Origin of the sequence: Rhizobium leguminosarum bv. viciae (assembly GCF_012276115.1) — a bacterium.
Classification (GTDB): Bacteria; Pseudomonadota; Alphaproteobacteria; order Rhizobiales; family Rhizobiaceae; genus Rhizobium; species Rhizobium leguminosarum_T.
This window is the reverse complement of the sequence record NZ_WIEU01000014.1, coordinates 147260-167664: the sequence shown is the minus strand read 5'-3', so window position 1 is coordinate 167664 and position 20405 is coordinate 147260. Positions and strand designations below refer to the sequence as shown.

The window sequence follows — 20405 nt, the reverse complement described above, 5'->3', positions numbered from 1 at the left end:
CCGGCAAACCCAAAATGGTCATCCGCATCGCGCTCGCCCGAAAACTCCTGGTCATTCTCAATGCAAAAGCACGAGATGCGCGAAGAGAATTCGAATATGCAACTTGACAACCCAGATAGTCGCTCATCCGACCCTTCGGGCCACCTTCTCCCCGCTGGGGAGAAGAGGGAGTATGCGGCGCTCTCAACGATCCCATCTGCGCTCTTACGTGTGGTGCCTGCTGGTGCGGTGGCGGACTGCTTTGACAAGGCATACACGTCCCGCTCCCTCTTCTCCCCAGCGGGGAGAAGGTGGCCCGAAGGGTCGGATGAGGGGGTATGGTTCAAGCGCATTACTGTTTCACATCCTCGGGACGAACGATCGCAGGATAGAAGCGAAGAATATCATCTCGCTGGAATATCCGCCTTTCAAGTGCGGCAAGGATCGTCTCAAGGACCGCTCTTCGTTCTTTGGTTATTTCATGGTTCCAAAAACGCAGGACGGAATATCCAGCACCATTCAGCCATACGGTTCGTGCTTCGTCAGGCATGTTTCCAGCATGATGAAACCCATCGATTTCGACAATCAGCCGTTCTTCCCGACACAGAAAATCGACGATGTAGGTCCCGAGTGGGACTTGTCGCGCAAATTTATATCCATTCAGCCGCCGGTCTCGCAGATTCCCCCAGAGCCGATATTCTTCCTCTGTTTCGTTCCTCCGCAGCTTGCGCGCCTGGCCGGTTTTGCCCGGCCGCCTTTTCGTGATGTCAGGTTCATCTTGCTGTGACATCGGGTTGTGTGTCGTTAAGCCTTGGCCTTCATCCGCTCGACCGCCATCAGCACCCGTTCCGGCGTCGCCGGGGCGTCGAGCCTCGGGCAGACCTTGTAGTTGGCCACACTTGCTACCGCCATCGACAGCGCTTCCAGCACCGAGATCGCCAGCATCAAGGGTGGTTCGCCGACGGCCTTGGAGCGGCCGATGGTGGCCTCAGTGTTCTCGGACCATTCGGCAAGGCGCACGTTGAAGATCTTCGGACGGTCGGACGCGAGCGGGATCTTGTAGGTCGAGGGAGCATGGGTGCGCAGCCGGCCCTTGTCGTCCCACCAGAGTTCTTCCGTCGTCAGCCAGCCCAGTCCCTGCACGAAGGCCCCTTCGACCTGGCCCATATCGATCGCCGGATTCAGCGAGCGACCGACATCGTGGAGGATGTCGGTGCGATCGATCAGATATTCGCCGGTCAGCGTGTCGATCGACACCTCGGTGCAGGAGGCGCCGTAGGCGAAATAATAGAAGGGCGTGCCGCGGCCGGCCTTGCGGTCCCAGTGGATTTTCGGCGTCTTGTAGAAGCCGGCGGCGGAAAGCTGGACACGGGCGAAATAGGCCTGCTTGATGAAATCGGGGAAGGGGATCTCGATCTCGCCGACGCGCACGCGGTTCGGTAGGAAGACGACATCGGCGGCCCCAACATCCCATTTCTCGGCGGCAAAGGCGACCAGCCGTTCCTTGATCTGGCGAGCGGCGTCGAAGGCTGCCATGCCGTTCAAGTCCGAGCCGGAGGAGGCGGCGGTGGCCGAGGTGTTCGGCACTTTGGCCGTCGTCGTCGCGGTGATCTTTACCCTGTCGATATCGACCTGGAAGCTGTCGGCCAGCACCTGCGCCACCTTGGTATAGAGGCCCTGGCCCATTTCGGTGCCGCCATGGTTCAGGTGGATCGAGCCGTCCTGGTAGATGTGGACGAGGGCGCCTGCCTGGTTGAAGGCGGTCATGGTGAAAGAGATGCCGAATTTCACCGGCGTCAGCGCGATGCCCTTTCTTATGTAGCGGCTGTCGCGGTTGAAGGCGATGATGGCGTTGCGCCGCGCCCGGTATTCGGCCGTTTCCTCCAGTTCCTCGACGATGCGGGCGATGATGTTGTCCTCGACCTCCTGATGGTAGGGGGTGAGCGTACGCCCGGAGCCCGGCTGACCGTAGAAATTCAGCTTGCGGACATCGAGCGGATCCTTGCCGACGGCATAGGCGATCTCCTCGATGAAGCGTTCGGCGCCGAGCATGCCCTGCGGCCCGCCGAAGCCGCGAAAGGCGGTGTTGGAGACGGTGTGCGTCTTCAGTGGCTTCGAGGTCAGGTGCACATGCGGATAAAAATAGCTGGAATCGGCATGGAAGAGGGCACGGTCGGTCACCGGTCCCGAGAGGTCGGAGGAGAAACCGCAGCGCGCTGCATAGGTGGCGTCGACCGCATGGATGCGGCCTTCGGCGTCGAAGCCGAGTTCGTAATCGACGAGGAAATCGTGGCGCTTGCCGGTGGCGCTCATATCCTCGTCGCGGTCCGGACGGAATTTGATTGCGCGGCCGAGCTTCTTGGCGGCGATCGCTGCAAGTGCTGCGAACTGATTGCCCTGCGTTTCCTTGCCACCGAAGCCGCCGCCCATACGGCGCACGTTGACTGTCACGGCGTTGGAAGGAATATCGAGCACGTGACCGACGATGTGCTGGATCTCGCTTGGATGCTGCGTCGAGGACCAGACGGTGACCTCATCATCCTCGCCGGGGATTGCCACGGCGATATGGCCTTCGAGGTAGAAATGCTCCTGTCCGCCGATGCGCATCTGACCTTTCAGACGCATGGCAGCATTCGTCATTTCCGTTTCCGGCTCGCCGCGGTGCAGCGTCATCGGGGTGATGACGAGCGGGCTGCCATTGGCGAGCGCGCCGTCGATATCGCTCCAGTGCGGCAGGTCGCGATAGTCGATCTTTGCCAGCTGCGCGGCGCGGCGGGCGGCATCACGCGTCTCGGCGATGACGGCAAAGATCGGTTGGCCATGAAACTGAACTAGAGTTTCGGCCAGCAGCGGCTCGTCATGGCTGCCGTTGGAGCTGACGTCGTTGATACCGGGCACGTCCTTGCCGGTGAAAACCCAGACGACGCCGGGATGCGCGGCGACCGCGGAAAGGTCGATGCTGAGGATTTCGGCATGCGCCCGGTCGGAGAGGCCGACGGCGCCATGCAGCAGACCTGCGGGTTCGGGAATATCGTCGATATAATCAGCGGTTCCGGTGACATGCTTATGCGCTGAATCATGCCGCAGCGAGCCGTGCATCGGGCCTGCGATGATGGCCTTGCGGTCTTCGAAGGTGGACTTGTCCATTAGCGGTGTCCTCCGCGAAGGGAGTGACGGGAGGCGGTTACTCCGCACTCCCTCATTCCTGTGCCTGTCACAGGAATCCAGCGACCGCGCGTCTGCGCGGTGAATGACTCATATGACGCGGAGGAAAGGTCTCCCGCGCCCGAAGACTCGGGCGCACTGGATTCCTGTGACAAGCACAGGAATGAGGGAGGGGAGGAGAACGCGACTGTTCCCATCAAAGCTTGCAGTCTGGGAGCAGAGGTCGATCTCTTCATCACGCCACCTCCTCAAACCGCTTCAGCTCCGCCGGCGCTCCAACCGTTTCCAGATAGAACCGCGTCAGTAGGTTCTTCGCCGTCAGTTGCCGGTATTCCGCCGTGGCGCGCCAGTCGGTCAGCGGCTGGTAATCGGCATCGAAGGCGGGTCGGGTCGCCTCGATCGTCGCTTCCGTCCATGGTTTGCCGATCAGTGCCATCTCCACCGTGCGGGCGCGTTTCGGCGTTGCCGCCATGCCGCCGAAGGCGATGCGGATGTCGGTAACGATTTCGGTCTCATCGAGCGTCAGCAGGAAGGCGCCGAGCACGGCGGTGATGTCCTCGTCGCGGCGCTTGGTGATCTTGTAGGCGGCAAAGCGGCTCATTGCTGCCGGATAGGGAACGAAGACGCTCTCGACGAATTCGCCGGGCTTTCGGTCCTGCTTGCCATAGGCGATGAAGAAATCCTCGAGCGGCATTCTGCGCTGGCCTTCCAGGGACCGCAGCGTGAGCGTCGCGCCGAGCGCGATCAGTGGCGGCGGGCTGTCGCCGATCGGCGAGCCGTTGGCGATGTTGCCGCCAATCGTGCCCATGTTGCGCACCTGCTCGCCGCCGACGCGATCGATCAACCGGCCGAGCGCCGGGATTTTCTGAGAGATTGCTTCGAAGGCCTTGGTGTAACTGACGCCGGCGCCGATGGCGACGCCGTCCTCGCCTTCCGTCACCGACTGCAATTCGCTCAAATGATTGATGAAGACAACCGGGCTCAGCCTGCGCATCTGCTTCGTCACCCAGAGGCCGACGTCCGTCGCGCCGGCGACGATAATCGCGTCGGGTTCCTGCGAAAGGACCTCGGCCAGCGCCTGCATCGAAGCCGGCACGATCAGCCGGTCTTCGCCATTCGCGATCCTGATCGTGCCACCCGCCTGCATTGCCCAAAGCCGGGCGACGATTTCCGAACGTCTCCGTTCAAGCGGGTCGAAGAGGGTGCTCGGCCGCATCAAGCTCACCTGCTCGGCGGCCTTGACGATCGGCTCATAGCCCGTGCAGCGACAGAGATTGCCTTGCAGCGCCTTTTCGATTTCCTGGCGGCTCGGCTTTTCCTTGGCGAGCCAGAGACCATAAAGCGACATGACGAAGCCTGGGGTGCAGAAGCCGCATTGCGAGCCATGACAATCGACCAATGCCTGCTGGACGGGATGCAGCGCGCCGTCCCTGCCGGCCAGATGCTCGACCGTCACCACGTGGGTGGCGTGCAGCGAGCCGATGAAACGGATGCAGGCATTGACGGATTCATAGGTGAGCTTGCCGTCCGCCAGCCGGCCGACGAGCACGGTGCAGGCGCCGCAATCGCCCTCGGCGCATCCTTCCTTGGTGCCCGTCAGCCGTCGCTTCAATCGTAAAAAATCGAGAAGCGTCTCGGTTGGCCCGACATCGGTAAGCGTGATGTCCTCGCCATTGAGGATGAAGCGGATGCTGTCGTTCATGATGTTCCCGGTTGTTTTTCCAAATGGTTAAGCCGCTGTCCATCCACCGTCAATCGAGATGTGCGTTCCGGTCACCTGCCGGGCGGCATCGCTGGCAAGGTAGAGCGACAGCGCGCCGATCTCCTCTGCCTTGACGAATTCATGCGTCGGCTGCGCCTTGAGGATGACTTCGCTCTTCACCTGCTCCTCAGTCATGCCGCGGGCCTTGGCGGTATCCGGTATCTGCTTTTCGACGAGCGGCGTCAGCACATAGCCTGGGCAGATGGCGTTCACGGTTACGCCGAACTCGGCAAGCTCGAGTGCTGCCGTCTTGGTAAGACCTAATATACCATGTTTTGCCGCGACATAGGCGGATTTGAAGGCAGAAGCGACGAGCCCGTGGGCCGAGGCAATGTTGATAATGCGGCCATGCTTCTTCGTCTTCATCAGCGGGATTGCGGCGCGCATGGTATGAAACGAACTCGACAGATTGATCGCGATGATCTGATCCCATTTCTCGATCGGGAAATCCTCGATCTTCTCGACGTGCTGGATGCCGGCATTGTTGACCAGGACATCGACGCCGCCGAAGGTCTTCGCTGCCGTTTCGATCAGGTCGGCGATCTCGGCGGGCTTCGTCATGTCGGCCGGATGATAGAGCGCCCGGCCTTTGGACAATGATTCAAGCCGGTCAACGATCGCATTGATTTCATCAGCCTTTCCGAAACCATTGATGACGACGTTGTCGCCCGTTTCGGCGAAGGCAGTGGCGATCGCAAGGCCGATGCCGCTGGTGGAACCGGTGACGACGACTGTTCTGCTCATGCTGTTCTCCCTGAAATCGCGATGCTGCGTTGCAGCGTTGACTGCGAGGTTATGCCCAAAGCCGGCGGGCTGGCAATTCCGCTTTATTCGCTTTTCTCGCCCGCATCCGTGGCCTATTGATTTGTCACGATAATCCACATGTTAAGGGAGGGATTTCATGAGCGGATATGTTCTGGCGATCGATCAGGGAACGACGTCGACGCGGGCGATCGTCTTCGATGGCGACATGCATGTCGCCGGCAAGGGCCAGAAGGAATTCACCCAGATCTATCCGCGCTCCGGCTGGGTCGAGCACGATCCCGAGGAGATCTGGGATTCGGTCGTCTCCACCGTCCACATGGCGCTGCGCGATGCCGGGATCGAGGCTAGGGATCTTGCAGCGCTCGGCATCACCAACCAGCGCGAGACCGTCGTCGTCTGGGAGCGCGAGACGGGCCGGCCGATCCAGAATGCCATCGTCTGGCAGGACCGGCGTACGGCAAGCTATTGCGACAATCTGAAACGACAGGATCTCGAGCGGCTGTTCACGAAGAAGACCGGGCTGATCCTCGATCCCTATTTTTCCGGCACCAAGCTCTCATGGATGCTGGCTAACGTGAAGGGCGCGCGGGCGCGCGCCGCCAGGGGCGATCTCTGCTTCGGCACGATCGACACCTTCCTGATCTGGCGGCTGACGGGTGGCAAGAGCTTCGTCACCGATGCCACCAACGCCTCGCGCACGCTGATGTACAACATTGCCGAAAACACGTGGGACGAGGATCTGCTTGAGATTCTGAGGGTCCCCGCCGCTATGCTGCCGGAGGTCAAGGATTGCGCCGCCGATTTCGGCACGGTCGATCCTGATATTTTCGGTGCTGCTATCCCGATCCTCGGCGTGGCCGGCGACCAGCAGGCAGCGACCATCGGCCAGGCGTGTTTTGCGCCGGGCATGATGAAATCAACCTACGGCACCGGCTGTTTCGCGTTGCTCAATACCGGCGCCGATATGGTGCGGTCCAAAAACCGGCTATTGACCACCATCGCCTACCGCCTGAACGGCGAGACGACCTATGCGCTGGAAGGTTCGATCTTCATCGCCGGCGCCGCGGTGCAATGGCTGCGGGACGGGCTCGGCATCATCGGCAGCGCCGCCGAGACCAATGCCCTTGCCGAAAGGGCCGATCCGACCCAGGAGGTTTATCTCGTGCCCGCCTTTACCGGGCTTGGTGCACCGCACTGGGATGCCAAGGCGCGCGGCGCGATCTTCGGGCTGACGCGCAACAGCGGGCCGGCGGAACTCTCCCGGGCGGCACTGGAAGCCGTCTGCTACCAGACCCGCGACCTGCTCGACGCCATGCAGAAGGACTGGAAGAACGGCGCCGAGGACACGGTGCTGCGCGTCGATGGCGGCATGGTCGCCTCCAACTGGACGATGCAGCGCCTTGCCGACCTGCTCGATGCCCCGGTCGACCGCCCGGTCATTCTCGAGACGACGGCGCTGGGGGCCGCCTGGCTCGCCGGCAGCCGGGCAGGAGTGTGGCCGGACCGGGACGGTTTTTCGGTGACGTGGAAACGCGATCGGCGGTTTGAGCCCGAGATGGACGAGAAAGTGCGGGCGGCAAAGCTCAAGGGTTGGAAGAATGCGGTCAAGCGGACGCTGAGCGAGGGGTAAGGGGGCGGATGTAGCCGCGATAAACTCCGCTCGTTTCTGCGAGATACTCGGCTATTTCTGCAGCCACGGCGTTGCCGTGTTCGAGAAGATTACGAATTTCCCATCAATAATTTTTTGATGCGGCCTGTCGGGTAAGCGGTTACTCCTTCGTCATTCAAAGAGAGGAGTGAGCAATGCTTTATGCAATCCTTTGTTACGCCCATGAGGAAACCGTCTTCGCCTGGAGCAAGGAGGAGGAGGCTGCCGTCATGGAGAAACTCTACGCCGTGCAGGAGCCGCTTGCCGCATCCGGCAGACTGGGCCCCGTCGGCCGGCTGATGCCGACCACGGCTGCGACCACGGTGCGCAAGGGCAAGGACGAGCCCTTGGTCATCGATGGGCCTTTTGCGGAAACGAAAGAGGCGCTTCTCGGCTTCTATGTGGTCGACTTTGAAACGCTCGACGAGGCGATCACCTTCTCGAAGCAGCTTTCATCCGTCAATCCAGGTTCCACCTCTTACGAAATTCGGCCTTTCTACGTCTTCAGGCCCGGAGATGCTTCATCATGACAGACATTGCCTGGATCGACCTCGCGCTTGCATCGGCCCGCCCGAAGGCGCTCGGCGCGCTGCTGCGTTATTTCCGCAATCTCGATACCGCGGAAGAGGCGTTTCAGGAAGCGTGTCTGAGGGCGATCCGGACATGGCCGGAGAAAGGGCCGCCGCGTGATCCCACAGCCTGGCTCATCTTCGTCGGCCGCAACAGCGGCATCGATGCGGTGCGCAAACGGGCGAAGATCCAGGCTCTGCCGGATGAGGACGTCATTTCCGATACCGAGGATGCCGAAAGCGATATTGCCGAGCGGCTGGATGATTCCAATTATCGCGACGATATCCTGCGGCTGCTGTTCATCTGCTGCCATCCCGATCTGCCGGCGACCCAGCAGATTGCGCTGGCGCTGCGCATCGTCTCCGGTCTTTCGGTGCCGCAGATCGCGCGTGCCTTCCTGGTTTCCGAAAGCGCCATGGAACAGCGCATCACCCGGGCCAAGGCGCGCGTCGCCAAGGCTGGGGTGCCTTTCGAAACGCCGAGCCCGCAGGAAAGAGCCGAACGGCTCTCGATCGTCAGCACGATGATCTACCTGATCTTCAACGAGGGCTACAGCCAGGCCGATCCCAGGCATGAGGCGGCTGCCTTCAGCGACGAAGCGATCCGGCTGGCGCGATTGATGCTGCATATCTTCCCATCCGAACCGGAGCTGATGGGGCTGCTTGCGCTCATGCTCCTGCAGATCTCGCGCCGGCCGGCACGCTTCAATGCCGGAGACGAGATCGTGCTGCTCGAAGATCAGGACCGGTCGCTCTGGAACCAACCGTTCATCAATGAGGCGGTCGCGCTGCTCGACAAGGCACTGCGCCATCGTCAGCCCGCTCCTTATCAGATTCAGGCAGCCATCGCCGCTGTTCACTCCCGCGCAAAACGCGCCGAGGATACAGATTGGGTGGAGATCGATCTGCTCTATCGCGCGCTGGAGCGTCTCCAGCCATCGCCTGTCATAACGCTGAACCGGGCCGTCGTCGTCTCCAAGCTCCAGGGTGCGCAGGATGCGCTCGACCTCATCGATCCGCTTGGCGAAAAACTCGGGGGCTATTTCTACTATCACGGCTTACGGGGCGGACTGCTAAAGCAGCTTGGCTTGACCAGCCAGGCGCGCGAAGCCTTCGACCGCGCCATTGCGCTCGCCCATTCGGCGGCCGAGGCAGCCCATATCCGCCGGCAGATCGACAAGATGCAGGAAGAGGCCACGCAGCCGATCGCAAAATAAAATGCGAAAAAGCCGGTGCGTTGTCGGAACGGCGAACCTCGACACGTCCTTGTAATAGCCTGACAGTAAACAGGTTTCATCAAATGGAGAGATGTCGACATGACCGCCAGCACGCAACATGAACTCGTCCTCGTTCGCGAATTCGATGCCTCGCGCGAGAAGATCTACAAGGCATGGACCGATCCCGCCTTACTGAAGCAGTGGTTCGTGCCGCGTCCCTGGGGTGTGACCGAAGCAACGCTCGACGTCCGCCCCGGCGGTTCCAGCGTCGTCGTCATGCATGACCCCGAGGGCAATCAATACCCGAACCGTGGCGTCTATCTCGAAATCGTCGAGAACGAGAAGATCGTCTTCACCGATGCCTATACCAGCGCTTGGGTGCCTTCCGAGAAACCTTTCTTCACCGGCCTCATCCTGCTCGAAGATCTCGGCAACGGTCGCACGAAATATACGGCCAAGGCGCTGCACTGGCGCGCCGAGGACAAGGAAGCACACGAGAAGATGGGTTTCCACGAAGGATGGGGCAAGGCTGCCGACCAACTGGCGGAGCTGCTGGCGAAGATGTGAGCGGCGCGGTGAGACCGCGTCGTCCTGACGCTTCAAGCAAGGTTTGAGGCGGTTCGAAAGATGATTCCGCCGGTGCTTCGAAGTCGTTGAATTCAGATTCGAATTCGCGGTTTTTGGCGTCTCTGACGAAGTAGGATTTCCCTATGCGTTCCACAGCACCATGTGTCATGCTTCTGGCATGAAGGGGTACGTCTACATCCTGGCATCCGCACGCAACGGCACGCTCTATACCGGTGTGACACGGGACCTTGCCGGCCGGCTATACGAACATCAGAACGAGCTGACGCCCGGCTTTACATCGAAATATGGCGTCAAGACGCTTGTGTGGTTTGAGGAGCATGACCTGCTGACGACTGCAATTACGCGTGAGAAGACAATCAAGAAATGGCCACGGCAGTGGAAGCTCAATCTCATTGAGATGGAGAATCCCGACTGGGAGGATATTTCATTTCACCTCTTGGGTCTGTGAAGAGGTGAGTCTCTCGTCGCGCGGACGCGCGACTGCTGGATTCCTGTGACAGGCACAGGAATGAGGGAGCAAGAGGAACGCATCCTGCCACTCATGCCCTTTATCATCAGGTTTTAGACTGGATGAAGTTGTTGTTGTTGAACTCCCGAGTGCCAAGAACTCCCTCATTCCTGTGCCTGTCACAGGAATCCAGCAGCGCCGTGTCCACGGCGCAGAGACTCTTTAACATCCAAATGATCTCCACCCATCCAACCTGGTTGACGGCGGCCATCGACCGCCTGGGACATCACGCCACTTATCGAAATTCTCGAACATTTCGTTCCAGAGTTTGTATTTGCGCTCCATCCCCGGCATCCTTATCTCAGCCGAGAATTCAACAGGATGCCGATGATGGAACTGGGGCTTTACACATTCGCCGACGTCAATCCCAACCCCTCCCGCAGTAAGGGCGCGGAAGGGGCTGAGCGGCTGAAGCATCTTATCGAGGAAATCGAGCTTGCCGATCAGGTGGGGCTCGACGTCTTCGGGCTCGGCGAACATCATCGGCCGGACTATGCAGCGTCTGCTCCGGCGGTCTTGCTGGCGGCGGCTGCCGTCAAGACCAGGAATATCCGGCTGACCAGTGCGGTCACCGTGCTCTCCTCCGATGATCCGGTGCGGGTCTTCCAGCAGTTTTCAACGCTCGATCTGATCTCCAACGGCCGGGCCGAAATCATGGCAGGGCGTGGCTCCTTCATCGAGTCCTTCCCGCTGTTCGGCTACAATCTCGAAGACTACGACCAGCTTTTCGAGGAGAAGCTCGATCTGCTGCTGGCGCTGCGCGACAGCGAGGTTGTGGAGTGGAAGGGCGAGCTTCGCGCGCCGATCAACGGGCGCGGCGTCTATCCAAGGCCGCTGCAGGATACGTTGCCGCTCTGGGTCGCGGTCGGCGGTACGCCTCAGTCGGTGGCGCGCGCCGGCGCGCTCGGCCTGCCGGTGGCGCTGGCGATCATCGGCGGCGAACCGCGCCGTTTTGCGCCGCTCTTCGATCTCTATCGCGAGGCCGCGCGCCGGGCAGGGCAGGATCAGTCAAAGTTGAAGACCAGTATCAACGTCCACGGCTTCATCGCCGACACGACGGCGGCAGCCGCCGACCAATTCTACGGGCCGCAGGCGGAGGTGATGAACCGCATCGGCCGCGAGCGCGGCTGGGGGCCGACGAACCGGGCGCATTTCGACATGTCGCGCGGGCCGAACGGCGCGCTCTTCGTCGGTGATCCCGAGGCGGTCGCCGAAAAGATCATCGCCCATCATGCACTCTTCAAAAACGACCGCTTCCTGCTGCAGATGGCGATCGGCCTGATGCCGCATGCCGAGATCATGCGCGGCATCGAGCTTTACGGCACGAAAGTCGCGCCGATCGTGAGAAAGGCATTGACTGGCAGCGGCGAAGGGGCGAAAGCCACGGCTTGAAAGGCGGCCACGACCGTCCTGCGCAAGGCCGGAACAGACGAATGGTTATCGCAAACGACGATGAACTGGTAAAGCTCAAAGAGATCGGCCGCATCTGCGCCAACGCCATCCAGGTGATGGCGGCGGCGATGGAGCCCGGCATGACGACGCTGGAGCTCGACCAGATCGGCCGCAAGGTGCTCGAGGATTCGGGCGCGCGCTCGGCGCCGGAGTTCTGCTATCAGTTTCCCGGCGCCACCTGCATCAGCATCAATGAGGAAATCGCCCACGGCATTCCCGGCCCGCGCGTCATCCGCGCCGGCGACCTCATCAATATTGACGTCTCGGCGGAAAAGGATGGCTTCTTCGCCGATACCGGCGCCTCCTTCACGATGCCGCCGGTCAAGCCGAAGATCGAGCGGCTCTGCCGCGACGGCAAGCGGGCGCTCTGGGTCGGGCTCAACCAGGTGAAATCGGGCGAGCCGCTTGCCAAGATCGGCGCAGCCGTCGGCGCCTTCGCGCAGAAGAACCGCTATACGCTGGTCGCCAATCTGGCGAGCCACGGCGTTGGCCGTTCGCTGCATGAGGAGCCGGCCGAGCTCTCGACCTGGCCGGACCCTTCCGAAAAACGGATGATGACGGAAGGTCTCGTCTTCACCGTCGAGCCGTTTCTCTCGCTCGGCGCGACATGGGCCGAAGGCGGCGATGATGCCTGGACGCTCTATGCCGATCCGAAGGCGCCGACCGTGCAATACGAACACACGGTGGTCGCGACGCGCAACGGGCCGGTGGTTCTGACCTTGCCGGATGAGCGGGCGTAGGGCTGGGACCGGTGTTATTCCGGCTGGGTGGGAGCACCCGCCTCGCCCTTCGAGGCCCCGGCGGGGCACCTCAGGGTGAGGCTCTCTTGGAGGCTTCACGCGTTGGCAGCAGAAGCCGTGCATTCTCCACACCTTTGCGGCATCTTCAAACGCACCTCACCCTGAGGTGCGAAGCCCGCAGGGCATAGCCTCGAAGGGTCCTGCCGCAACGCCGCTTCTTGCCTGCCTCCTGGCACGAGCGCTCGCCCCACCATTCGGCTCTTGTCCTCAGCCCCGCGTTCCCGGCCGCCGCCTTGCAGGATTTCGGTGGCGGCGCGTTCGAGGATGCCGGCGATGCGGGCGGCTTCGGGTTTCGACCAGGAATAGCGCATCCTGAGCGCCGAGCGCAGCAGCATGCGGGCGGCGCGGATATCGCCGCCGTCCTGCATGAAGTCGCCGTCATCGCCATCGTCGGCGCCGTGACGGTCGGTTTCGAAGACACGCTTCACATAGGCCATCTTCTCACCGATGCGCCCGAGACCGGCGAGCGTGAGCCGAGAATTTTGAAGTTTCGGGAAATTGATCGATTGATCAGAATTACTTGATTGTGGTGCCGGTGCTGCGGCGCGATAAGCGCTGCATGCTCATGCGCACCGGTCACTCCCCGCCGAATCTTGTCTCCACCGCCGCTGCCGGCGCCGTTGCCTTGGCCGCTGCCATGGGCTTCGGGCGCTTCTCCTACACGCCGATCCTGCCGGGCATGATCAGCGGCGTGCCGCTTTCGGCAGCGGATGCAGGCTTTATCGCATCGGCGAATTTCGTCGGTTATCTCGTCGGCGCCGTGCTTGCCGCCTATGGCTGGGCAGCGGGTCGGGAGCGGCTGGTGTCGCTGCTGTCGCTGCTAGCAACTGCCATCCTGCTTGCCGCCATGGCCGCCACCGATTCCGTCGCGACCTTCGCGGTCATCCGCTTTCTGGCGGGCATCGCCAGCGCTTTTGCGATGGTCTTCACCTCGTCGATCGTGCTCAGCCACGGGGCTGCCGCCGGCAACGATCATGTGCAGGCGGCGCATTTCGGCGGGCCGGGGGCTGGCATCGCCCTGTCCTCGGTCATGGTGTTTCTGATCGGCCTCGGCTTTCACGACGGGCCGGGCGGCTGGCGCGCCGACTGGATCGGCGGAGCGCTTTATTGCGCGGCAAGCCTCGTCGCCGTTTTCCTACTGCTGCCGTCGTCGCCGGCGCAATCGGCGCAGTCGGGCAAGGAGCCTGCACTGGTCTGGAACCGGCCGATGGTGCTTCTGACGCTGTCCTACGGCCTGTTCGGCTTCGGCTACGTCGTCACCGCGACCTTCCTCGTCACCATCGCACGTCTTTCTGCAACGGGACCCTTCGTCGAATTCCTGTGCTGGTTCATTGCCGGCCTGACGGCTGCGGTGGCGCTGTTTGCCTGGAAGCCGCTGGTCAAGCCGCTCGGGCTTGGCGGCGTTTATGTTGCAGCCCTTCTGGTCGAAGCCGCCGGCGTGCTAGCGACCGTAGCGCTGCCGGCTTCTGCTGCACCGCTGATCGGCGGGGCGCTGTTCGGGGCAACGTTCCTGGCGATCACCGCCTACGGTCTGCAGATTGGCCGCAAGCTTTCGCCTGAGAGCCCGCGGCGGATCCTGGCGATGATGACGGCTGCTTTTGGTGTCGGCCAGATCGTCGGGCCTGTTGTTGCCGGCTGGATCGCCGAGCGCAGCGGCAATTTTACGGTCCCGACAGTGATTGCCGCCGTGGCACTCGTCGCCTGCGCAGCGCTGGTGATGCCGGTTATCAGGAAAATCGCTTAAGCGATTACATCTCCGTAACAATCGGCTGAACCCATTGCTGCTTCCTTGGAACTGCCTTAGTTTCCGGCACAATCAGTGTTGACGACACTCCCGAGACTCACAGTTCAGGAAAGCAAAGCCCCCCGTGTTTCATTCCTTCTTCCCTCAGCCAAAAGCGTTCTTTACTTCGCTCGCAATCTGGACGCTGGCTGCGATTTTTGGCTGGTATTTCTTTGCCGCTGGTCTTGGTGCTTCCCTCGGTTTTGCACCGGTTCCTGAAGAACAGCAGCCGATCGACCTTTCGTTCTTCCTGCTGCCCGAGAATGTCTGGTTCTACAGCTATTTCCTTCTGTCGGCGGTAATCTTCTGCGGTGCATGGCATTTGAAGGCGCTGAACCACCCCTGGAAGATTTGGTCGATCTGGGGTTCGGCACTGATCATCTTCGTGACCTACTTCGGCGTCCAGATCAGCGTTGTGATCAATAACTGGCGCCGGCCGTTTGGCGACCTTCTGCAGAACGCATTGTCGAAGCAGCCGGGAATTTCCGTCGACAATTTCTACAGCCTGATGTGGGTCTTCTGCCAGATCGCGTTCCTCAGCATGTTCGTATCTATCATGACTGACTTCTTCACCAGCCATTACATCTTCCGCTGGCGAACGGCGATGAACAATTTCTACATGTCGAAGTGGGAAAAGCTTCGTCACATCGAAGGTGCCTCCCAGCGCGTTCAGGAAGATACGATGCGTTTTTCGAGCACGCTTGAAGGTCTTGGCATCAGCCTGATCAACTCGGTGATGACGCTCGTCGTATTCCTTCCGATCCTTCTGGCGCTGTCGCATTACGTGACCGAACTGCCGTTCATCGGGCCGGTGGCGAATTCGCTGTTCTGGCTGGCGCTGTTCTGGTCAGCGTTCGGGACGCTCCTGCTGGCGATCGCTGGCGTCAAGCTGCCGGGGCTGAATTTTCGCAACCAGCGCGTCGAAGCGGCATATCGCAAGGAGCTCGTCTATGGCGAGGACCATGCGGAACGGGCTGAGCCGCTGACCGTCAGAGAGCTCTTCGGCAATGTTCGCCGCAACTATTACCGCATGTATTTCCACTACATGTATTTCAATGTCGCACGCTATTTCTATATCCAGGCCGACGCGCTCTTCGTGGTCTTCATGCTGGTGCCGACGATCGTGGCGGGCACGATCACCTATGGTATCTTCCAGCAGATCTCGACCGCCTTCGGACAGGTCAGCAATTCGTTCCAATATCTCGTCAACTCCTGGACGACGATCATTGAACTGCTCTCGATCCACAAACGCCTCAAGGCCTTCGAGGCGGCAATCGACGACGAACCGCTGCCAGAGATTGATCAGCGCTACCTGGAGCGTGAGACGGGCGTCGTGCACGCTGACGGTTGATGGCTGAGGGGTAGGGGATATTCTGCGAGCAATCGGAACGTTCGCGCTCGGGGCGCCCCCTTGCATGTTCAAACTGCATCCATTGATGATGGGTGCGACCCCTGGGGGATGGCCATCCCCCAGGGGTCGGACGGGCGGGACCGTAACCCCCTTGGCTTGAACCGGGGATGAGCCTGGTCCGCCCGTCCTTCGCGTTTGTCCTGAACAGATAGTGGGGAGCAGGTCCCGTATGCAAGGCAAGGTATCGTCCGAACGCACCGCGATGGCGACAGTTTATGTCGGCATCGATGTCTGTAAAGAGTGGCTGGACATTCATCTGCATCCTCTCGGCCGCAGTTTTCGGGTGACCAACGACACGGCCGGCCTGCGCCGCCTCAAGCGGGAGCTCGATGCGCTTGGTCAGATGCCGCGCTCGGCGCTGCATATCGTCATGGAAGCGACCGGCAAGTGGCATCGCGCCGTCCAGCGCTCGTTGCATGCCGATGGCTTTTACGTGTCGGTCGTCGATCCGCTGCGCGCCCGGCTCATCCGCCCTATCGGGCACCTTCTCCCCCGCCGGGTAGAAGGGGGAATCGCAGCGTCGCAACGAATCTCTTCTCCCCAGCGGGGAGAAGGTGCCGGCAGGCGGATGAGGGGGCCGCACGGCACGTCGGTTCGTCCAGATAATTGGCTCTTCAAAGACCTGACGTCTGCAGTTTCCCACGCGCCTCGATCATCGGGATCGCTTCCGAATAGCTGACGCAGGCGACGTCAGTCCGATGGCAGACGTCGCTGACCAGTCGGTCGAGGGCGCGCCAGTAGGCGCCGCCGTTCATTTCGACGAAGTGGAAGCCGAGCTGCAGCGGGATACGGGCGCCGGCATATTGCTTGTCGAAAGCTTCCTTGAAGGCGGCATAGGCGCGATCCTCGAATTCCGCGGAATCGGCTGTATCCTCCTCACCCTTGGAATGGCGGACGAAGAGATTGTAGTCCATGCCGATAATCGGCTTGTCGTTCGGGCCTTCGGGGATCAGCGGCAGGCCGAAGCGGATGATGCCGTCTTCCTCAACAGGCATGGCGGGCCCTTTGGTGACGAGGCTCGCGTCATAGGTGAAGCCCGCCTTCGTTTCGGCGGCGATCATGTCGGCGCCCGCAGTTGCCGAGAGATAGGGGGCGCGAAAGCCCTTGATGCCATGTTCGACCAGATCCTGCCAGCCGGCCGGCTCCCGGAGACCGATGCTCTTCCAGGCATTCTCAAGCGTCGCGTGGAAGGTGGCGTACTCGGCCGACCAGTCGGCCTCGCTCCAGAGGCGGCCGTCGAAATGGCCACAGGCATGGCTCGATATGTCGTGGCCTTCGAGATGGGCGTGCCAGATATTGCCGAGGCGCTCGCGGATCTCGTCGTCGCTCTGGGCGAAGCCGACATTGGATTTTCCGCGTTTCTGGTGCGGCGCCTGGTAGGCCTTCTTCGCCGCCTCGTTCATCAGGAAAGTGCAGGAAAGGAAATAGGTGAAATGGGCGCCGTTTTTTGCCGCCATCTCGCGGCTCTTCAGCCACAGCGCGTTGTCGTGGGCGCCGTCGAAGGAAATGATGACGAGCTGTTTCGGCCGGTCGGCGGCCTCTGCAATTGCCGGAACGAGGAGCGAGACAGAAAGGCAGGTGGAGAGGAGGGAACGAGACATGGGCACCGCGACAATTTGTTCGCGGTTTCCCTCCGATAGAATTGCGGCGAAGCTGCGGTCTCGCTGGCATTTTTTCGCGCCAGCCGGTAAGCCATGACAAACGGCACGGAAGGGATCCGCAATGACATTGCTTATCGTCGGCATCATACTTTTCCTCGGGGTGCATTTGGTGCGGGTGCTGTTGCCGGATTTTCGCCGTTCGATGATCGCAAGCCTCGGCGAGAAGGGCTGGCGGGCGGCCTATTCGATTGCCAGCATCGCCACGCTGATCCTTTTGATCTACGGCTTCGGGCAGGCGCGTGATGTGACCGGCGTGCTCTACAGTCCACCGATCTGGATGGCGCATATAGCAATCACGCTGATGCTGATCGCGATGATCTGTCTCGTTGCCTCGCTGCTGCCGGCGGGGCATATCGCGACAAAGACCAAGCATCCGATGGTATTGTCGGTGAAGATCTGGGCGCTGGCGCATCTGCTCGCCAACGGCGAGACGTCGTCGGTGCTGCTGTTTGTCGCCTTTCTCGCCTGGGGCGTCATCTTGCGCATCGCCTTGAAACGGCGAGAGAGGGCGGGAGAGATCACGCTCCGACCGTTCGTCTCGGCCAAATACGATCTCTATGCCATCATCATCGGCATCGTCGTCTGGGCGCTGATCATCTGGAAGCTGCACGAATGGTTGATCGGGGTTTCGCCGCTCGTCATGTAACCTGAGCATAACCCCAAAAATCGATTCCGGTTTTTGAACAGGATTATGCGCGGATTCAGAGTGTTAGAGCGTCCTTAGCGCGTCCTGTTGGACGCGCCGCGCTTTAGAGCGGTTCAGCTTTCATGGAAGCTCAGAACCGCTCTAACTTTTTGTTTCTACGCAACTCCGGACGGAAAACCGCTTCGCACTTTTCCTGGAATTGCTCTAATCTTTCACATCCCCCTTACAACGGCGGCAAAATGGAGTAGAAGGCCCGACAATATGCGTTTTGCATGGTGTATGGGTATTTTCCGCGGCCGGAGACGAGAATGGCATTCAACGACGACAGCTTCATCCGTGAAGTCAATGAGGAATTGCGGTCTGACCAGATGAAGGGCGTCTGGCGCCGGTTCGGCCGCTATATCGTCATCGTCGCCATCCTGATCGTCGTCGGTACCGCCGGCAAGGTTCTCTACGACTATTGGGACGACAACCGCTCCTCCGGCACCGGCGACCAGTTCCTGGCGGCGATGAAGCTAGCCGACGAGAACAAGAACGACGAGGCGCTGGCCGCGCTCGACAAGCTCGAGAAGGAAGGCCACGGCGCATATCCGGTGCTGGCGCGCATGCGGGCCGCGACCGTTCAGGTGCAGAAGGGCGATACCGCCGCGGCAATCGCCGCCTTCAACGAGATCGGCAAGGACAATGCCGTTTCGGCTGCCGTGCGCGATGCCGCCAAGATGCGCGCTGGCTGGCTGCTCATCGAGAACGGCACTTACGAACAGGTTTCGGCCGCAATCGAGGAAATGGCCGTTCCGGGCAACGCCTTCCGTCATTCGGCGCGCGAGGCACTCGGCCTTGCCGCTTACAAAGCCGGCAACATGGCGCAGGCGCGGCAGTGGTTCCAGTCGATCGTCGACGATACCGACAGCCCGCGCAATGTTGCCAATCGTGCCCATATGATGCTTGATCTGATTACCGCATCCGGCAAGGCGCCCGCCGCTCAGGGCTGATCGCGTTAAGGACAAGATATGAGTTTCACGGTCGCGATCGTCGGTCGTCCGAATGTTGGCAAGTCGACACTTTTCAACCGGCTGGTAGGCAAGAAGCTGGCGCTTGTCGATGACACGCCGGGTGTTACCCGCGACCGCCGGCCGGGCGATGCGCGGCTGATGGGCCTGACCTTCACGATCATCGACACGGCTGGTCTGGAAGAGGCCGACGCGGAAAGCCTGCAGGGCCGGATGCGGGCGCAGACCGAAGCGGCGATCGACGAGGCGGATCTTTCGCTTTTCGTCGTCGACGCCAAGAGCGGATTGACGCCCGTCGATACCGACCTTGCCGAAATGCTGCGCCGGCGCGGCAAGCCGGTGGTGCTTGTCGCCAACAAATCCGAAGCGCGCGGCTCCGACAGCGGCTTCTATGACGCTTATACGCTCGGCCTCGGCGAGCCGACGCCGATTTCGGCAGAACACGGGCAGGGCATGCTCGACCTGCGCGATGCGATCGTCGCGGCGATCGGCGAGGACCGTGCCTATCCCGAGAAAGAGGATGTGGCGGTTACCGACGTCGACATTCCGCAATCATCAGACGAGGGCGACGAGGACGAAGAGCCGACCTATGACGATACGAAGCCGTTGCGCGTGGCGATCGTCGGGCGGCCGAATGCCGGCAAGTCGACGCTGATCAACCGCTTCCTCGGCGAGGACCGGCTTCTGACGGGACCGGAAGCGGGCATCACCCGCGATTCCATCTCGGTCGAATGGGACTGGCGCGGCCGCACCATCAAGATGTTCGACACGGCCGGCATGCGCCGCAAGGCACGGGTGATCGAGAAGCTGGAGAAGCTTTCGGTCGCCGACGCATTGCGCGCCATCCGCTTCGCCGAAACCGTCGTCATCGTCTTCGATGCGACGATCCCCTTCGAGAAGCAGGACCTGCAGATCGTCGACCTGGTGTTGCGCGAGGGGCGTGCCGCCGTGCTCGCCTTCAACAAGTGGGACATGATCGAGGACCGGCAGGCGGTGCTTGCGGATCTGCGCGAAAAGACCGACCGGCTGCTGCCGCAGGCGCGCGGCATCCGCGCCGTGCCGATCTCCGGCCAGACCGGCTGGGGGCTCGACAAGCTGATGCAGTCGATCATCGACACGGACAAGGTCTGGAACAAGCGCATTTCGACGGCGAGGCTCAACCGCTGGCTGGAGACGCAGCAGATCCAGCATCCGCCACCGGCCGTTTCCGGCCGCCGCATCAAGCTGAAATATATGACGCAGGTCAAGGCCCGCCCGCCGGCTTTCATGATCTCCTGCACCCGGTCGGATGCGCTGCCGGAATCCTATACGCGCTATCTGATCAACGGCTTGCGCGCGGATTTCGACATGCCGAGCGTGCCGATCCGCATCCATTTCCGCTCGCCTGACAATCCGTTCGAAGGCAAGAAGCGACGAACGTAGGGTGCAGGGGTCTCGTAGT

16 protein-coding genes and 4 pseudogenes are annotated in these 20405 nt (G+C 61.3%); 14 read left to right on the top strand and 6 right to left on the bottom strand.

The window, feature by feature from the left end:
• Positions 1 to 107, top strand: a pseudogene (locus GFM02_RS23325) (IS110 family transposase); the annotation flags it as partial.
• Positions 108 to 331: 224 nt separating this feature from the next.
• On the opposite strand, the pseudogene GFM02_RS23320 reads toward GFM02_RS23325, so the two are convergent.
• From GFM02_RS23320 to GFM02_RS23305, 4 genes and pseudogenes are all read right to left on the bottom strand, one after another.
• A pseudogene (locus tag GFM02_RS23320) lies at positions 332 to 823 on the bottom strand (endonuclease domain-containing protein); the annotation flags it as partial.
• A complete protein-coding gene (gene xdhB / locus GFM02_RS23315; RefSeq protein ID WP_168322923.1) occupies positions 784 to 3126 on the bottom strand; it encodes a xanthine dehydrogenase molybdopterin binding subunit in 2343 nt (780 codons plus the stop codon). The pseudogene GFM02_RS23320 and the gene xdhB, both read right to left, overlap by 40 nt.
• A 253-nt stretch (positions 3127 to 3379) precedes the next feature.
• On the bottom strand, positions 3380 to 4846 hold the full coding sequence (xdhA, locus tag GFM02_RS23310; RefSeq protein WP_168322922.1) for a xanthine dehydrogenase small subunit: 1467 nt from the start codon (positions 4844 to 4846) through the stop codon (positions 3380 to 3382).
• A gap of 27 nt (positions 4847 to 4873) precedes the next feature.
• A complete protein-coding gene (locus GFM02_RS23305; RefSeq protein WP_168322921.1) occupies positions 4874 to 5650 on the bottom strand; it encodes a 3-hydroxybutyrate dehydrogenase in 777 nt (258 codons plus the stop codon).
• 157 nt (positions 5651 to 5807) lie between these two features.
• Here GFM02_RS23305 and glpK point away from each other — a divergent pair, with 157 nt between their 5' ends.
• The 7 genes from glpK to map all read left to right on the top strand — a co-directional run bounded on the left by glpK (position 5808) and on the right by map (position 12393).
• Positions 5808 to 7301, top strand: a complete 1494-nt coding sequence (gene glpK / locus GFM02_RS23300; RefSeq protein ID WP_168322920.1) for a glycerol kinase GlpK — start codon at positions 5808 to 5810, stop codon at positions 7299 to 7301.
• 173 nt (positions 7302 to 7474) lie between these two features.
• Complete coding sequence (locus GFM02_RS23295) at positions 7475 to 7849, top strand: YciI family protein (RefSeq protein ID WP_020051182.1); 375 nt, start codon at positions 7475 to 7477, stop codon at positions 7847 to 7849.
• A complete protein-coding gene (locus tag GFM02_RS23290) occupies positions 7846 to 9105 on the top strand; it encodes an RNA polymerase sigma factor (RefSeq protein WP_168322919.1) in 1260 nt (419 codons plus the stop codon). The genes GFM02_RS23295 and GFM02_RS23290 overlap by 4 nt, the downstream gene beginning before the upstream one ends.
• A gap of 99 nt (positions 9106 to 9204) precedes the next feature.
• Positions 9205 to 9672 carry an SRPBCC family protein gene (locus GFM02_RS23285; RefSeq protein WP_168305373.1) on the top strand — a complete coding sequence of 156 codons (468 nt, stop codon included), beginning with the start codon at positions 9205 to 9207 and terminating at the stop codon, positions 9670 to 9672.
• 178 nt (positions 9673 to 9850) lie between these two features.
• A complete protein-coding gene (locus GFM02_RS23280) occupies positions 9851 to 10141 on the top strand; it encodes a GIY-YIG nuclease family protein (RefSeq protein WP_168322918.1) in 291 nt (96 codons plus the stop codon).
• 390 nt (positions 10142 to 10531) lie between these two features.
• Positions 10532 to 11593: an LLM class flavin-dependent oxidoreductase gene (locus GFM02_RS23275; RefSeq protein WP_168322917.1), complete on the top strand. Its 1062-nt coding sequence runs from the start codon at positions 10532 to 10534 to the stop codon at positions 11591 to 11593.
• A 41-nt stretch (positions 11594 to 11634) separates the two neighbouring features.
• The gene (map, locus tag GFM02_RS23270; protein WP_168270618.1) at positions 11635 to 12393 is read left to right on the top strand and encodes a type I methionyl aminopeptidase; all 759 of its coding nucleotides are present in this window, start codon (positions 11635 to 11637) and stop codon (positions 12391 to 12393) included.
• 278 nt (positions 12394 to 12671) lie between these two features.
• On the opposite strand, the pseudogene GFM02_RS23265 reads toward map, so the two are convergent.
• Positions 12672 to 12923: pseudogene (locus GFM02_RS23265) on the bottom strand (PadR family transcriptional regulator); the annotation flags it as partial.
• An 89-nt stretch (positions 12924 to 13012) separates the two neighbouring features.
• On the opposite strand from GFM02_RS23265, the gene GFM02_RS23260 reads away from it, so the two are divergent.
• From GFM02_RS23260 to GFM02_RS35740, 3 genes and pseudogenes are all read left to right on the top strand, one after another.
• The gene (locus tag GFM02_RS23260) at positions 13013 to 14197 is read left to right on the top strand and encodes a YbfB/YjiJ family MFS transporter (protein WP_168270620.1); all 1185 of its coding nucleotides are present in this window, start codon (positions 13013 to 13015) and stop codon (positions 14195 to 14197) included.
• Positions 14198 to 14321: 124 nt separating this feature from the next.
• Entirely contained in the window at positions 14322 to 15587 is a 1266-nt protein-coding gene (gene sbmA / locus GFM02_RS23255; RefSeq protein WP_168270622.1) for a peptide antibiotic transporter SbmA, read from the top strand.
• Positions 15588 to 15816: 229 nt separating this feature from the next.
• Positions 15817 to 16113, top strand: a pseudogene (locus GFM02_RS35740) (IS110 family transposase); the annotation flags it as partial.
• Positions 16114 to 16261: 148 nt separating this feature from the next.
• On the opposite strand, the gene GFM02_RS23245 reads toward GFM02_RS35740, so the two are convergent.
• A complete protein-coding gene (locus tag GFM02_RS23245) occupies positions 16262 to 17248 on the bottom strand; it encodes a polysaccharide deacetylase (RefSeq protein ID WP_168322916.1) in 987 nt (328 codons plus the stop codon).
• Between the two features lie 121 nt (positions 17249 to 17369).
• On the opposite strand from GFM02_RS23245, the gene GFM02_RS23240 reads away from it, so the two are divergent.
• The 3 genes from GFM02_RS23240 to der all read left to right on the top strand — a co-directional run bounded on the left by GFM02_RS23240 (position 17370) and on the right by der (position 20386).
• Entirely contained in the window at positions 17370 to 17954 is a 585-nt protein-coding gene (locus GFM02_RS23240; RefSeq protein ID WP_168270625.1) for an NnrU family protein, read from the top strand.
• Between the two features lie 308 nt (positions 17955 to 18262).
• The gene (locus GFM02_RS23235; protein WP_168270628.1) at positions 18263 to 18946 is read left to right on the top strand and encodes a tetratricopeptide repeat protein; all 684 of its coding nucleotides are present in this window, start codon (positions 18263 to 18265) and stop codon (positions 18944 to 18946) included.
• An 18-nt stretch (positions 18947 to 18964) separates the two neighbouring features.
• Positions 18965 to 20386, top strand: a complete 1422-nt coding sequence (gene der, locus GFM02_RS23230) for a ribosome biogenesis GTPase Der (RefSeq protein WP_168270630.1) — start codon at positions 18965 to 18967, stop codon at positions 20384 to 20386.
• Positions 20387 to 20405: the final 19 nt, after the last annotated feature.